The 15,473-nt window shown below is 39.0% G+C and carries 14 protein-coding genes; 6 read left to right on the top strand and 8 right to left on the bottom strand.

Annotation, left to right across the window (positions count from 1 at the left end):
• Nucleotides 1-112 precede the first annotated feature (112 nt).
• The gene (locus B4N43_RS20775; RefSeq protein ID WP_286736065.1) at nt 113-1,159 is read right to left on the bottom strand and encodes a ferredoxin--NADP reductase; all 1,047 of its coding nucleotides are present in this window, start codon (nt 1,157-1,159) and stop codon (nt 113-115) included.
• Nucleotides 1,160-1,420: 261 nt separating this feature from the next.
• Between B4N43_RS20775 and B4N43_RS20770 the strand changes: the two genes are divergently transcribed.
• Nucleotides 1,421-2,137 carry a superoxide dismutase gene (locus tag B4N43_RS20770; RefSeq protein WP_075993370.1) on the top strand — a complete coding sequence of 239 codons (717 nt, stop codon included), beginning with the start codon at nt 1,421-1,423 and terminating at the stop codon, nt 2,135-2,137.
• Between the two features lie 52 nt (nt 2,138-2,189).
• On the opposite strand, the gene B4N43_RS20765 is transcribed toward B4N43_RS20770, so the two are convergent.
• Both B4N43_RS20765 and pyrE read right to left on the bottom strand, forming a co-directional pair.
• Nucleotides 2,190-2,588, bottom strand: coding sequence for an SRPBCC family protein (locus B4N43_RS20765; protein ID WP_286736064.1), 399 nt, complete (start codon nt 2,586-2,588; stop codon nt 2,190-2,192).
• A gap of 19 nt (nt 2,589-2,607) precedes the next feature.
• Nucleotides 2,608-3,258: an orotate phosphoribosyltransferase gene (gene pyrE, locus B4N43_RS20760; protein WP_070567741.1), complete on the bottom strand. Its 651-nt coding sequence runs from the start codon at nt 3,256-3,258 to the stop codon at nt 2,608-2,610.
• A gap of 22 nt (nt 3,259-3,280) precedes the next feature.
• Here pyrE and B4N43_RS20755 point away from each other — a divergent pair, with 22 nt between their 5' ends.
• The 4 genes from B4N43_RS20755 (at nt 3,281) to B4N43_RS20740 (ending at nt 6,304) form a co-directional block, all read left to right on the top strand.
• Nucleotides 3,281-3,868, top strand: coding sequence for an NUDIX domain-containing protein (locus B4N43_RS20755; protein ID WP_232475558.1), 588 nt, complete (start codon nt 3,281-3,283; stop codon nt 3,866-3,868).
• 58 nt (nt 3,869-3,926) lie between these two features.
• On the top strand, nt 3,927-4,643 hold the full coding sequence (locus B4N43_RS20750) for a 3-ketoacyl-ACP reductase (RefSeq protein ID WP_286736063.1): 717 nt from the start codon (nt 3,927-3,929) through the stop codon (nt 4,641-4,643).
• Nucleotides 4,644-4,762: 119 nt separating this feature from the next.
• Nucleotides 4,763-5,824: an NADH:flavin oxidoreductase/NADH oxidase gene (locus tag B4N43_RS20745; protein ID WP_286736062.1), complete on the top strand. Its 1,062-nt coding sequence runs from the start codon at nt 4,763-4,765 to the stop codon at nt 5,822-5,824.
• 87 nt (nt 5,825-5,911) lie between these two features.
• Nucleotides 5,912-6,304: a VOC family protein gene (locus B4N43_RS20740; RefSeq protein WP_088162214.1), complete on the top strand. Its 393-nt coding sequence runs from the start codon at nt 5,912-5,914 to the stop codon at nt 6,302-6,304.
• Between the two features lie 64 nt (nt 6,305-6,368).
• Here B4N43_RS20740 and infB read toward each other — a convergent pair whose 3' ends face one another.
• The 4 genes from infB to B4N43_RS20720 form a co-directional block, all read right to left on the bottom strand.
• The gene (gene infB, locus B4N43_RS20735) at nt 6,369-9,515 is read right to left on the bottom strand and encodes a translation initiation factor IF-2 (protein WP_075993375.1); all 3,147 of its coding nucleotides are present in this window, start codon (nt 9,513-9,515) and stop codon (nt 6,369-6,371) included.
• A 103-nt stretch (nt 9,516-9,618) separates the two neighbouring features.
• On the bottom strand, nt 9,619-10,860 hold the full coding sequence (gene nusA / locus B4N43_RS20730) for a transcription termination factor NusA (RefSeq protein WP_070567754.1): 1,242 nt from the start codon (nt 10,858-10,860) through the stop codon (nt 9,619-9,621).
• 5 nt (nt 10,861-10,865) lie between these two features.
• Nucleotides 10,866-11,330 carry a ribosome assembly cofactor RimP gene (rimP, locus tag B4N43_RS20725; protein WP_286736061.1) on the bottom strand — a complete coding sequence of 155 codons (465 nt, stop codon included), beginning with the start codon at nt 11,328-11,330 and terminating at the stop codon, nt 10,866-10,868.
• 237 nt (nt 11,331-11,567) lie between these two features.
• Nucleotides 11,568-12,344, bottom strand: a complete 777-nt coding sequence (locus tag B4N43_RS20720) for an XRE family transcriptional regulator (RefSeq protein WP_075993377.1) — start codon at nt 12,342-12,344, stop codon at nt 11,568-11,570.
• A gap of 102 nt (nt 12,345-12,446) precedes the next feature.
• On the opposite strand from B4N43_RS20720, the gene B4N43_RS20715 reads away from it, so the two are divergent.
• Nucleotides 12,447-12,770, top strand: coding sequence for a hypothetical protein (locus B4N43_RS20715; RefSeq protein WP_075993378.1), 324 nt, complete (start codon nt 12,447-12,449; stop codon nt 12,768-12,770).
• A 72-nt stretch (nt 12,771-12,842) separates the two neighbouring features.
• Here the strand turns inward: B4N43_RS20715 and B4N43_RS20710 are convergent, their stop codons facing one another.
• A complete protein-coding gene (locus tag B4N43_RS20710) occupies nt 12,843-15,239 on the bottom strand; it encodes a penicillin-binding protein 1A (RefSeq protein ID WP_286736060.1) in 2,397 nt (798 codons plus the stop codon).
• Between the last annotated feature and the right edge of the window lie 234 nt (nt 15,240-15,473).

Raw genomic sequence — 15,473 nt, 5'->3', positions numbered from 1 at the left:
TATAAAACGGTTATATCCAAACTTAGATAAATTTACTTGTATATGCAATTTTAAATATTTCTGGCACCCCATAACTGCACAGCATATTTTTGGATTAAATACGAATGCTCAATTATAGCACTTCAATAGCTGTATTCATTTCTACCGGATGCCCCGTGCACAACAGTATTCTTCCTTGTTCAACTTCGCGGTCTGTTAATACCTCATTATAGTCCATTCTTACTTTCCCCCTTGTACACTGCGAAATACACGTACTACACATACCGGATTTACAAGAATACGGCAACTTAATTTTATGTTCCAGCCCGATGTCCAAAATGGATTTATTGTAAGGCACCTCTAGATGATAAGTTTTACCTTGAAAAGATAGTTCGATGGCATAGGTTGTTGTATCGACTTCCTTTTCAGTCTCATCATCATCATCCTCTTCATTTTCGGGCAATAGAAATGTCTCCCGTTTTATCTGATTGGAATCAAATCCCATCCCCAAAAGTGTAAAACGACATAAGTCCATATAAATCACAGGACCGCAAGTATAAAACAAAGCATCTTCCTTATTTCCAAACAAATGATCGTTAACAATAGCATGTATATAATCTCTATTTAACCTGGCTTTCATCAAGTATTTACTATTGGAGTAAATCCACACAATAGTTAAGCGATCAGGAAATCTCTCTGCCCAGTGCTCCAATTCCGATCGGAACGGTGTTAACTCCAGCGTACTATTACTGTAAATTAAAACTATTTTGGACTTACTTTCGGCAAGAAGCGCTGTTTTCAAAATAGCATACAAGGGTGTAATGCCAATTCCTGCAGCAAACAAAAATAAGGTCCGAACCTTTTCTGGTTCAGGTTCATATACAAATAAACCCTGAGGTTCCATTGCATTTACGATATCCCCCTCCACAATTGTATGGTGGAGCAGTCGGGATATTTCTCCATTTTCGACACGCTTAACAGTGATACTTAAGGGCTCATTATTATCAGGCGAACTATTAAAAGAATAAGAACGACGTACCTCACGGTCACCAAATACAAAAGAAAGTGTAATAAACTGTCCAGCTTTATAGGAAGGATAGTCCCCTGCTATAGACTCAAGCTGAAAAGTAATGTTATTATTAGGTTGGGGGATAATTTTTGAAATCCTTAATGTATACATAAATCAAACTTAGCTAAATTTGACTTTATAAACAATTATAATTCTCTGGATATCTGCCCTAAGACCGCCTTGAAGCGTTCTTAAAGGCATGCAAATTATATGTTACATAAATATCGTAAACCAAAATTCAAAACAATATATGCCACCCTAAAAGATGAATTTATAACAATTTTGTTGTATTACAATTAACAGACAATTCTTGCACAATATTTGTAAAATTTCACGTTATATTTATATCAAAACTAATCACAATAAGATTATATGCAAACACGCAGAAACTTCCTTCAAAATGCAGCAAAGGCTACACTAGGCATCGCTGTATCTGGATCAATATTACAAGATATTGCTTCAGCGAAAGCTACTGAATTAAATGCCGCTACTTTAAAGTTTTCCCAAGTAAAATTACCTTTCAGTTATGCCGCTTTGGAGCCTAATATTGATGCGTTGACAATGGAAATCCATTATACAAGGCACCATATGGCCTATATTAACGCCGTTAACGAAGCCATTCTTGCTGAAAATATCAAAGAAGCCTCAGAGGAGCAACTTCTAGCAAACATATCTAAGTACTCTCCTAAAGCAAGGAATAACGCTGGTGGAGCTTGGAACCATAACTTTTTTTGGGAAAGTCTGTCCGATAAGCCGAGCCAGCCCTCTGAAAAATTATTGACCATGATCAATAAGACATTTGGTTCTTTAGACAAATTCAAAGAACAATTTGCCGCAGCAGCAACCTCACGATTCGGTTCGGGATGGGCCTGGTTGATTTTGGATGACTCAGGTAACTTAAAAATTACCTCTACTCCAAATCAAGATAACCCTTTAATGGATGTTGCAGAGGTAAAAGGTATCCCCGTTTTAGGCCTTGATGTATGGGAGCATGCTTATTACCTGCACTACCAAAACAAAAGAGCTGATTATATTAAAAATTGGTGGAATGTTGTGAATTGGAAAAAAGTCAATGAAAGACTAGCATAAAAAAAGCTCGATTATTACTAATCGAGCTTTTTTTATATCCGTTATAAACAACCTATCCCAACTTTTCTTTTAATTTGTTGACCTGAAAATCAACTAATTTTTGAAGTGGTCCAGAAGCGATCATCTTCATCATCATGTTGAGATCAGCATCTATAATAAAGGTTGCCTTTGTCACCGTATCAGCAACAACTTGCAATTCCCAACGAAGAGCAACCTCAAAAGGCGCCTTCTCCGACGGAACCAACTTAATGAATTGATTCTCACTACGCTCTTCTACCTTAAGAGCCAATTTTGCCATATTCTGAATTGTAAATCGAGCTTCGTCCGTAGTCGAAGACCAATTGTAGATATTTTCCGGCATCAACTGTTCATGATTGTTGAGATCCGCCAAAAATGCATACACCTCGCTGACATTTTTGTTGATTTCTGTTGTGTTCTGAATAGTAGTCATAACGATAAATTAATCTTTTTTATTGAAAATTATCTCCCCAAGTTGCAGGGTTCAATCGCCACTTTTTCAAGATCTCAATATCCTCTTCCAATACATAACTATTTTCAGCAGCGACCTGAATCAAAGCATCATAATTACATAAACTGAAATAAGGACATTTTGCATCGGCAAAATTATCAGTAGCTTGTTGCAATCCATAAGTAAAAATAGACACCAAGCCAACAACATTGCAGCCAGCCTCACGTAAAGCCTTTACAGCCACTAAACTACTCTTACCTGTCGAAATTAGATCCTCAATTACAACTACACGTTGACCGCTAACTACTTCACCTTCAATTAAATTCTGACGACCATGGTCCTTAGCTGAGCTTCTAACATAAGAAAATGGCAGTCCCAAATCCTGTGCTACCAAAACGCCTTGTGGAATACCTGCCGTAGCAACTCCAGAAATCATATCCACTGATCCAAACTCTTCTTGAATAAGCTTAGAAAGCTTTTGACGAATGTATGTACGAATCGCAGGATGAGATAAAGTGATACGGTTATCACAGTAAATTGGAGACTTCCAACCCGACGCCCATGTAAAAGGACTTTTAGGTTGCAATTTTATTGCTTTAATTTGCAATAAGGATTCAGCAACTTTTTGTTCAACCTCATTTAAATTATTCATGGCGCAAATTTATAAAATTTATATGAACGAAACCGTGCTAATTTTAGCAGATTTTGTTCCATCGAAAACCAAAAACCCACAAACAATTAGTTTTCAAGAGATTGACCTCCAAAAACTTTTCAAACAATCTGAAATTGATAAAGTTCCAAAAACATATCTCTACATCAACAAGGATTTTGAAACTGTATTTCAAAACTTAAAAAATAAAATTAAGCTCATCAAAGCAGCCGGTGGATTGGTGAAAAACGGTGATGGAGATTATCTTTTTATCTACCGATTAGGAAAATGGGATCTCCCTAAAGGTAAAGTGGAAGACAATGAAAAAATGCGGGAAGCAGCTGTACGCGAAGTTGAAGAGGAATGTGGCATTAAAATCAACTACTTAGGAAAAAAAATTACCACATCATACCATACTTATTTTTTGCGAAATGGAGAATTCGTCCTAAAAGCAACAAACTGGTATGAAATGGGAGTCAACAAAGTCCCTAAATTGATTCCACAAACCGCAGAAGATATTACAAAAGCGGAATGGCGTCATGTGGACCAATTTGAAGACATACGGAACAACACTTACCCTATTATCGAAAATATCCTCAAAAAGGCAAAATAAGTTGCCTTTTTGAGGTTCATCTGACACGAATAAAAAAGATCATACCTATTTTTATGTTATGGAAAATATAACAGGAAAAAGAGCCTTAATTACAGGTGGCGCGCGGGGATTAGGAAAAGCAATTGCCTATGCATTAGCGAAAGAAGGTGTTCATATCGCGATTACTGGGAGAAATGAAGCTGCTTTGAAGGATACGGTTGCGGAACTTGCGGAGCTAGGCACTGAGGTCACTTATGCCGTTTTTGACGTATCAAATTATAGTGCTGTACAACAGGAGATCGAGCAACTGAAAAACACTTTCGGCAGCTTTGATATCTTAATTAACAATGCGGGAGTGGCATCATTTTCCGCTGTGCTCGACATGGACGTTGCCGATTGGACATCGATCATTCACACCAATCTCTTGGGTACATACTTTGTTACAAAAGCTATCCTTCCACAACTGATTGAAAAAAATCAAGGCGATATCATTATGGTATCTTCGACTGCCGGATTAAATGGCGCGGCCACCACTTCCGCTTATAGTGCGTCAAAGTTTGGCGTCATCGGCTTCGCCGATTCTTTAATGCGGGAAGTACGGAAAAACAATATTCGTGTATGTACGTTAATGCCAAGCACGATCGCTTCCGATATGTCCAAAGAACTTGGACTTACCGATGGCGATCCAGAAAAAGTTCTCCAGCCTGAAGATTTCGCAGAGTTAGTAGTTGCCAATTTAAAACTACCAAGAAGAGCAATGCTAAAATCAGCATCTTTATGGTCTACAAATCCTTAACAGTTGAACCACGGTTCGCAAGGATTTAAATAAAGGCTTCTGAGGGCCTCTCTTTACAAAACAAAGAATTGATCAAGGCGGGAGCTTTCCTTGCTCCTGCCTTCTATAAACACGCAATTATGAGTCAATTATTTTCATCAGTAAATATTGGAAACCGCCAATTGAAAAATCGTTTGGTCGTATCTCCAATGTGCCAATACTCCGCAAAAGATGGTTTTGCAAATAACTGGCATTTGGTTCATTTGGGCCAGTTTGCAATCGGCGGAGCTGCAGCAGTAATACAGGAAGCAACAGCAGTTAGCCCTGACGGTCGAATCAGTGATGGAGACCTTGGTTTATGGGACGACCAGCATATCGAAAAACTAAAAGAAATAACCGAGTTCATTAAAGAAAATAATTCCATACCGGGCATACAACTTGCTCATGCAGGCCGCAAAGCAAGCAGTAATAAACCTTGGGTCGGGCGGAATCAATTTTCACCAACGGATCCACAGGGTTGGCAAACAGTCGCCCCATCTCCGATCCCTTTCCATGCTGGAGATTATGAACCACAGGAGCTTGATCTAGACGCCATTGAAAATCTGATTGAACAATTCGGAACAGCAACGAAAAGAGCCATACAGGCAGGCTATGAAATTATTGAACTCCACGCTGCACATGGATATCTGATCCATCAATTTCTTTCACCACTGAGCAACTTACGGACAGACTCTTTCGGCGGGATCTTTGAAAATAGGATACGTTTTCTTATTGAAATTGTGAAAAGAGTAAAACGAGAAATAACAAGCCAAAGTTTATGGGTACGTATTTCAGCAACAGATTGGGCCGAAGCAGGCTGGGATCTACAGCAGTCTATAGCCTTATCACAACTACTGTATACATTGGGGGTAGATTTAATTGATGTGTCGAGTGGAGGCTTGGTCTCCTATCAAAAAATAGATGTCGGACCAGCATATCAGCTCCCTTTCGCCATCGCGATTAAGGAACATACCAAGAATAACGTTGCCACAGTAGGTTTAATCAAAACGGCTATTCAAGCGTCTGAGATCATCGCACAAAAGCAAGCTGATTTAATCTTAATCGCACGGGGATTTCTTGATGATCCACATCTTCCATTACATTTTGCCAAAGAATTAGATGCTGACATCCCCTGGCCTAAACAATATGAAAGAGCAAAATAAGATGAAACATTGTAAAATAGTCTGTATATGATCCATATCCTTAAGGAACAACCTTGTATAACAAACACAATGAGATAAGATTTAAAAATGAAATTAAACCTCAACAAGATACATCATATCGCTATTATCTGTAGTGATTATGAGCGTTCAAAGAAATTCTATACTGACATACTGGGCCTAGAGATTGCTAGAGAATACTATCGTGTGGAACGTGATTCCTACAAACTGGATCTCAAACTCCATGATCATTATATTATAGAACTTTTTTCGTTTCCATCACCGCCTAATCGGCTCAGCTTTCCAGAAGCCGCCGGTTTAAGACATCTTGCATTCGAAGTCGATAATCTCGACCTAGAATTAAATAAGCTCGAAAAAGCAGGTGTATCACACGAAGGGATCAGAATAGACGAGCTAACAAATAAACGCTTTACATTCTTCTTTGATCCTGATCAGGTACCAATAGAACTATACGAACGTTAAAACAGAAAGCGGCATTGATTAAAACCAATGCCGCTTTCTGTTTTATTACTGTATCACTAAGTGATTACAATTTACGTTTCACTTCAACTTGTTCGTAAGCTTCGACAATGTCTCCTACTTGAATATCATTGAAACGGTCAATATTTAAACCACATTCATAACCCATTGAAACTTCTTTCACATCGTCTTTGAAACGTTTCAAAGATGCCAGTTTACCAGTATGAATTACGACACCATCTCTGATTATGCGGATATCATTATTTCTATTGATCTTACCTTCTTTAACCATACATCCGGCAATCGTACCAACTTTAGAAATTTTAAAAGTTTCTCTGATTTCAACCTCAGCAACAATTTTCTCTTCAAATTTCGGAGCCAACATACCCTCCATCGCAGACTTGATTTCGTCAATCGCATCATAGATGATCGAATATAAACGTACATCAATTTGCTCGTTCTCTGCCAACTTACGCGCATTTTGTGTTGGACGTACTTGGAAACCGATGATGATCGCATCGGAAGCAGAAGCTAACAATACATCTGATTCAGAGATCGCACCCACTGATTTATGAATAATATTAACTTGGATCTCGTCAGTAGACAATTTCAATAATGAATCTGATAATGCTTCAATAGAACCGTCCACATCACCTTTAACGATAATATTAAGTTCTTTAAAGTTACCGATGGCCAAACGACGACCGATTTCATCCAAGGTAATATGTTTAGTTGCACGCATACCTTGCTCGCGTTGTAACTGAAGACGTTTGTTGGCTACAGTTCTAGCTTCAGACTCGCTTTCAAGAACATAAAGCTTATCTCCTGCTGTTGGCGCGCCTGCCATACCCAAGATTTGTACTGGAACAGACGGTCCCGCCTCTTTAACACGTTCACCTCTTTCATTAGTCAAAGCCTTCACCTTACCTGAATGCGATCCCGCTAAAATAGGGTCTCCAACACGTAATGTACCACTTTGTATCAATACCGTTGTCACGATACCACGACCTTTATCCAAAGCTGCTTCAATTACTGAACCAACAGCGCGTTTTTTCGGATCAGCTTTTAGATCTAACATCTCAGCTTCCAATAGAACTTTCTCTAATAGTAGGTCAACATTTTCTCCCGTTTTTGCTGAAATCTCTTGCGCTTGGAACTTACCACCCCAGTCTTCAACTAAGATATTCATCGCAGAAAGCTGCTCGCGGATTCTATCAGGATTTGCTCCCGGTTTATCTACTTTAGTAAATGCAAATACGATTGGTACTCCCGCTGCTTGCGCGTGGTTGATTGCTTCTTTTGTTTGCGGCATGACAGCGTCGTCCGCTGCAATAACGATAATAACAATATCCGTCACTTTAGCACCGCGGGCACGCATAGCCGTAAAAGCTTCGTGACCAGGAGTATCCAAGAATGTAATTTTACGGTCATCCTCCAATTTCACCGCGTATGCACCGATATGTTGGGTGATACCACCAGCCTCACCAGAAGTAACGTTCGCCTTACGGATATAATCCAATAAAGATGTTTTACCATGGTCAACGTGTCCCATGACCGTTACAATAGGGGCTCTTGAAACCAAATTCGCTTCGTTATCCGGTTCCTCAAGTTCAGCAGTCTCCTCATCCTCAGGTTTGATAAACTCTACCTGATAACCAAATTCATCCGCTACAATTGTTAAAGTTTCCGCATCTAAACGTTGGTTAATTGACACGAACATACCCAAACTCATACAAGTTGCAATAATTTGGGTTACCTGAACGTCCATCAAATTAGCTAATTCGTTTGCTGTTACGAATTCTGTAACACGCAATACTTTCGCCATCATTTCTTGCTCCATTGCAGCTTCTTCTGCATGTTGAGCAACATCGTCACGTTTCTGACGTCTCAATTTGGCACGTTGCGCAAATTTACCAGATTTACCTGCACCACTCAAACGAGCAAGTGTTGCCTTGATTTGATCTTGGATTTCCTTTTCAGTAGGTTCTTCCTTATTCTCAACAGGTCTTCCCTTACCTCTATTGTCAAAACGATTACCGTGTTGCGGTCTCGTACCTTGTCCTGGTCTACCTGGGTGTTGGTTGTTACCTCCTTGTCCTGGTCTACCCGGATGTTGGTTGTTGTTTTGCCCTTGACGATTGTTCGGGTTGTTGTTAGGACCATGATTCCCTCCTCGGTTACCCTGTTGGTCCCGGTTGTTGGGATTGTTGCCATCACGCGGCCCACGGTGTTGGTTATTATGACCTTGACCTTGCCCCGCATTTGGGTTTACTGGACCATTTGGATTCGTACGCTTACGCTTACGTTTCTCATTATTATTTCCAGCATTTGAAGATGAAGCCACTGGTTTGTGGGAAGGTCTAGCAGATGGTAATTCAATCTTACCAATGACTTTAGGACCTGTCAATCTCTCTGCACGAGCAGAAATAATTTCATCTCCTTGTTTTTTCACAGGCTCCACTATTGGAGTTACTGGTACAGCTTTCGGCGCTGTTTCTTCTTTTTTCTTGTCTTCTACCTTCACAGGTTCAGTTTTTGTCTCTACAACCGGAGTTGCTTTTACTTCAGTTTTATTTACTTCGGGTTTTTCTATTTCAGCTTTTGGTACAACAACTTCCGGCTTCTTTTCAATAACCTTTGGTTCTTCTTTTTTCGCTTCAACAATAGGCGCTTTGACTTCGGCTTCTTTCTTTTCTTCCACCTTAGCTTCAGCTTTGACCTCTACAGGTGTTTCTTTAACGGTTTTTGGTTCCTCCTTAACAGGTTCTTCCTTCTTGACCTTATTTCCGCCTCTATTCAATGCGTCCAGATCAATCTTACCAACCACCTTCATACCACCTTGATGAACGGGCTCCTCTACTTTTGCAGGAGTAGGTTCCTTAACAGAAGGGATTTCTACCGTATTTTTGACCAGGATTTCCTTGGATTCATCATGATCTTCGAAATCCTCATTCTTAGATGATTCCTTAGGAGAAGTGGACGGCGACTCCTCACGACGAATTTTGCCAATCACAATTTGTTTAGCTTCATCTTTCAGTGATTTGTCTCCCTGAAACTCTTTTAACAGCACACCATACATCTCTCCGCTCAATTTAGTGTTAGGCTTTGCTTCTACATCATATCCTTTTTTCACTAAACATTCCACGGCGGTATGTATCCCGATGTTGAGTTCCTTTGCTGCTTTAAGCAAGTTTGTTCCTTTTCCTTCAGTCATCTATAATATAAACTATTTTAATATAATTACAAAAATATGTTTTTTTCCATCCATAAACAATTTATTCCGAATGTTAGATAGAAAAAAATTAATGAGCTGAATTTTATTCAAATTCAGCTTGTAAAATACGTACAATCTCACGAACAGTATCTTCTTCCAAATCGGTACGTCTAACCAGCTCTTCCTCGCTAAGAGACAACACCGACTTTGCAGAATCCAAACCAACACGTTTCAATTCATCAATAACCCAGCTTTCAATCTCATCGCTGAATTCTTCGATATCAACATCTTCATCAAACTCGTCATTTTCGCGATAAACATCAATTTCATAACCAGTCAATTTACCAGCCAACTTGATATTGTGTCCTCCACGACCAATTGCTAAAGAAACCTGATCCGATTTTAAATATACAGCCGCAGTCTTATTTTCTTCATCGATTTTGATTGAGCTAATCCTTGCTGGACTCAAAGCGCGAGCGATATACAATGAATGATTTGTTGTAAAATTAATCACGTCAATATTCTCGTTACGCAATTCACGAACGATACCATGAATACGGGATCCCTTCATACCAACACAAGCTCCTACAGGATCAATACGATCATCATAAGACTCAACGGCAACCTTCGCTCTTTCTCCTGGTTCACGAACGATTTTCTTAATCGTAATCAAACCATCAAAAATTTCAGGAACCTCAAGTTCAAATAAACGTTGTAAGAACGCAGGTGCGGTACGTGAAATGATAATCTTTGGATTATTATTCATCATATCCACTTTATGCACAACTGCGCGAATGCCATCTCCCTTTTTGAAATAGTCAGCTGGAATTTGTTCTGATTTAGGAAGAATTAATTCATTACCATCCTCATCCAATACCAAGATTTCTTTTTTCCAAATCTGATAAACCTCACCAATGACCAACTCTCCTTCTCTATCTTTATATTTCTTAAAGACTTCGTCTTTTTCCAATTCCAAAACCTTAGATACAAGCGTCTGACGTGCAGCTAAAATTGCACGACGGCCAAAGCTTTCCAATGTGATCTGTTCAATAAAATCATCGCCTACTTCCAAATCTTCATCATGCTTTCTAGCTTCCGCCAATTCGATTTCAAGATCATCATCCTCTGAAAACTCATCTTCAACAACGACACGCGTCCTCCAAATCTCCAAATCTCCGTTATCTGGATTCACGATAACATCCACATTTTCATCCGTACCAAAACGACGACGGATCATACTACGAAAAACCTCTTCCAATACTGTAATAACAGTAGGTCTATCGATATTCTTAAACTCCTTAAACTCTTGAAAAGAGTCTATCAGATTGATGTTGCTGTTACTCATTATTATTAAAATGAAATTACCACTTTTGTTGCTTTTATTTGATCAAAAGGAAGTTCTTTTTCTACCTCTTGTGCTTTTTTACCTTTTTCTTTTATCTTCTGAAGAACATTGATCTTCATCTCGTCTACGGTCAATAATGTACCTTCAACTTTTGTATTATCGTTCAACTTTACCAGAACTGTACGACCAATATTCTTTTGGTACTGTCGGATATTAACAAAATTAGCATCAATACCTGGAGATGAAACCTCTAAACGGTAAGCGTCATCAATTACATTTTCCTCCTCCAAGTGGAAACCAACATGACGGCTCACCTGTGCGCAATCATCAATATTCACACCATTATCTCCGTCCAAAAGAATCTCAAGAATTTTATTTGGGCGCATCTTCACGCTGACGATAAACAAATCCTCGCGATCTGCAATTTTTTCCGCGATGAGTTCAATAACTCTCTTTTCTATATGCTGCATTGTTCTGTTTCTAGAAATGCTAAATTAATTGAATTAAAAAAAGGGGGCAATACGAGCCCCCTTCCTTTCAGATATGCAAATATAGCATTTTATAAAATAAAAAACAAAATTAGATAGATTGTTTTTATATTCGACACCCCTACATTCCCTATAAAAACAAGCTATCGATCGCTCCTCGGTCATAGAAATTATCTTAACAGTGCAACTATATCGTAAAAAAACGCAGACAATTCTCTACTATTTTGAACCATCTACCACCGCATTAATTGTTTTCTGCATCTGCGCCATCATACTCGTCAGCGTTTCCATTGTTGGCTCTGGCGTAGGCTCAGGCAGTTGTGTACTGATAAAAGCCTTCGCTTTCCATACTTCAAGAATGTCCGCTGTCTCCACCCAATAAGGCTCATATGTTTTATTGTCTGAAACGAGCTTCAAACCCTTATCTTCTTTAAATTTAAAAGCGATACGCTTATAAACCACGCCATCTTCCTTAGACAATATAACATAGGTACTCCCCGGCTTGATATCATGCCAGTTCTCCACATACTCCGCTACAATAATGGACCCCGATGGCAAAGGTAACATCGAGTCTCCCTTTATTTCAAAAGCACGAAATGTCCCTTGACCAAACATAGGCAGCGAAAACTTAGGCAACTCAGCAACATATTCCGGATCACCATACCCATTTAAATACCCGGCACTAGCCTTAACCGGAACAAGTTCGATATTTTCACGATCATCCGCATCTACAGTCACACTAAGCACCCTTAAATTTGAGGCATTGCTTTTGGGAACCGGCTTCCATTTATCATCAATAACGTCGTTTGCCAATTCATCCATAGTCAAACCATAGAATTCGGCAATCTTCTTTAATAACTCATATTTGGGCTCTGCTCGATCTTCCTCGTACGCGCCCACAGACGCACGCTTAATTTCCATAAGATCAGCAAATTGTTGCTGTGTGATTTTTTTTCCTTTTCGAAGGAACTTCAGATTGGACGAAATATTTGACATATTATTTTTTCAAAAAAATATTTTGCAAAAACTAATTTTATTAGTAATATTGTGCCAATAAAATTAGTAAATATATTTTAAACGTCCAAATAATTTAGCATTATGAACAATTTTATTGTATATATATCAACTGACAACAATCGTAAACACTTCAAAATCGGCCTCAGTTCCAACATCTTTAGTACAGTAATGGAATTACAGCAATCCAATAGTTTTATTTTCAACCAAGGCCCCAGTTTAAATCGAATAATCTACACAGAATCTTTCACGAATTCAGAGACCGCCAATAAGAGAATAAGCGAACTGCAACATTTTACAACCATGCAAGTCGAACGGCTCATTCGTAAATACAACCCTAACTGGAATAATCTTTTTCCACAGCAACACCAAGCGTTCGCCAAAAGAGATTCCAACCATGCAGCCTAGCATAAAAAAAGCCACCTTAGTTAAACTAGGCGGCCATCTTTATTTTTTAGATAGAATCCTCTTTAAGTAGTATCAGTTTTGACTACCAACCTCCTCCAACGAGGATGACCCTTCGCTACTCGTTCCACTATCAGCACCTTCAGTATGATTACGCTCAACAGGATGCTCCGCTCCTTCTTCCTCAGGTCCGATAAATCCTTCATCAGCGGGCTCTTCTACCTGTGTAGAATCACTCTGATCTGGCTCTGGATCACTATAACGCGGAGTTTCGCATTTGTAAGATTTCGTAATTTCAACTGTAGGACTAGGAAACTTACCTTGCGTATACCCCAGCTGTTTATCTTTATAAACAGACTCCATATACACCCCAAATATCGGTAATGCTGTACGAGAACCTTCTCCCGAATGAGAATTTTTAAAGTGAATACTCCGCTCGTCACAACCAACCCAAACACCTGTAACCAAGTCTTTGGTCACCCCCATATACCAGCCATCCACATATTCCGAAGAAGTACCTGTCTTTCCGCCGATTTCATTTTCTTTATCAAATAAATCCCATTCCCACAATCCTTGAGATGTACCACCAGGTTCTTCCATACCACCGCGCAACATATACGTCATCAACCAGGCGTCTTGCTTATCCACCACTTGTTTACGCTCCGCCTGAAAAGTAGCAATAACATTGCCATCATGATCTTCGATCTTAGACACTAATAAAGGAGTGACACGCTCACCATGATTCATCATCGTCGAGTACCCATTCACCATTTCAAAAACAGAAACATCATTAGGCCCTAACCCCACAGAGGCAACCGGATTTAATTTACTTGTGATACCACAACGATGGGCCGCATCAACAACTTTCGCAGGCGTAACCATATCAGTTAACTGAACCGTAACCGAATTGATGGAACGTGCCATCGCATGACGCAATGACATTTCACGATAGGAAAAATTCCAGTCTGCATTTTTGGGTTCCCATATCTCCACGGAATCCCCTTTATCAATCTTGATCGTAACAGGCTTGTCGGTAATCTTATCACACGGAGACATCCCTGACTCCAAAGCAGCCAAGTATACAAAAGGTTTAAATGTAGACCCCGCTTGTCTCTTCGCCTGCATCACGTGATCATACTTAAAATATTGATGGTTTATTCCACCCACCCATGCTTTAATTTCACCCGAATACGGATCCATAGACATCATGCCTGCATTTAACATCATGGCATAATATTTCAAAGAATCCATTGTAGACATATCCTTTTCGATCTTACTACCATCCTTCCAATTATAAACTTCGATCTTCTTCTTTTTATTTAGGAAGTAATTGATGCTATCAGGGGTATTTGCATATTTTTTACTCAAAAAAGCATAATAAGGAGTTTTCTTTGCCAAATTATCCAAGAAGTTGGGGATAACCTTACCTGATAAATCACGCCAAGGCTCCTGTCCCTCCCAGGTGTTATTTAGACGTTGCTGTAATTCAATCATTTGTTTCGCCACAGCCTCTTCAGCATGCTTTTGAAGTTTAGAATTTATCGTCGTGTAAATTTTCAAACCGTCTGTATAGATATCATAATTGTTATCCTCAGACCATTTTTCCAACCACTTAGCTACTGCAGCACGTAAGTAAGAATCTCCACCCGCATTAAGATCTTGACTATTTGTATTCAAAACAATCTTCTCCTTAACCAGATTATCATACTCTTCTTTTTTCAGAAAACCACCTTTATACATTTGACTTAAAACGGTGTTTTTTCGCACAAAAGCATTTTCGGGATTACGAATAGGATTATATAAAGTCGTACCTTTTAACATGCCAATCAAAACAGCAGCTTCGGTCTGATTCAATTGATTCGCTCCTTTTGAAAAATAGCGCTTTGCAGCAGTCTCAATCCCATAGGCATTATTACTGAAGGATACCGTATTTAAATACATCTCCAATATCTGATTTTTGGAATAACGTTGCTCCAATTTATAAGCCGTCATCCACTCCTTAAACTTCGTGATCACCAGGCCCGCGACGGGAAGACGCGTCAACAATCCACCGGCCTTATTATAACGTGTACGATAAAGATTTTTAGCTAACTGTTGCGTAATTGTACTGGCACCACGCTTATCCCCTTTTAATGTAGAGATAATACCTGACCCTAGACCAAAAAAATCAACACCATTATGACTATAAAAACGCACATCCTCAGTTGCTATCAACGCATTAGTAACAGACTTCGGAATGCTATCAAATGGAATTGGATTTCTGTCCTCGTCGAAATAACGCCCAATTAAAACACTATCTGCCGTGTATAATTCGGTAGAGATATTCACACTGGGCATAACGATATCCTTTTTTGTCGGAGAATAACCAAAGAGCCACAAAAAATTCAATTGTATAGCACACACCAATATAATGATAAAATATATTGCTATAAGGAGATAACGAAGAATCCTATTCTTAATACGTTTAAACATAAATGGAAATTTATCTTATATTCAACACATCCGACCAGCAAAAGGTTTTACGCCCGTCCAATATGCCTTTTTATCTATTTTCAGGGGCTAAATATACAACTAAATAAATCGCTGTAATCAACTATTTACATTTTTTAACAATAAAAAACACCCGCCAAACAACCGTAAAATACAACATAATTCGAAAGGATGGATTTTGGAAATTACAACGACGACTAAATAAGAACAGCGCGG

This window comes from Sphingobacterium sp. UBA1897 (assembly GCF_002337775.1).
Classification (GTDB): domain Bacteria; phylum Bacteroidota; class Bacteroidia; order Sphingobacteriales; family Sphingobacteriaceae; genus Sphingobacterium; species Sphingobacterium siyangense.
Note: the sequence above shows the minus strand (reverse complement) of the source record. Positions and strands in the feature narration are given on the sequence as shown.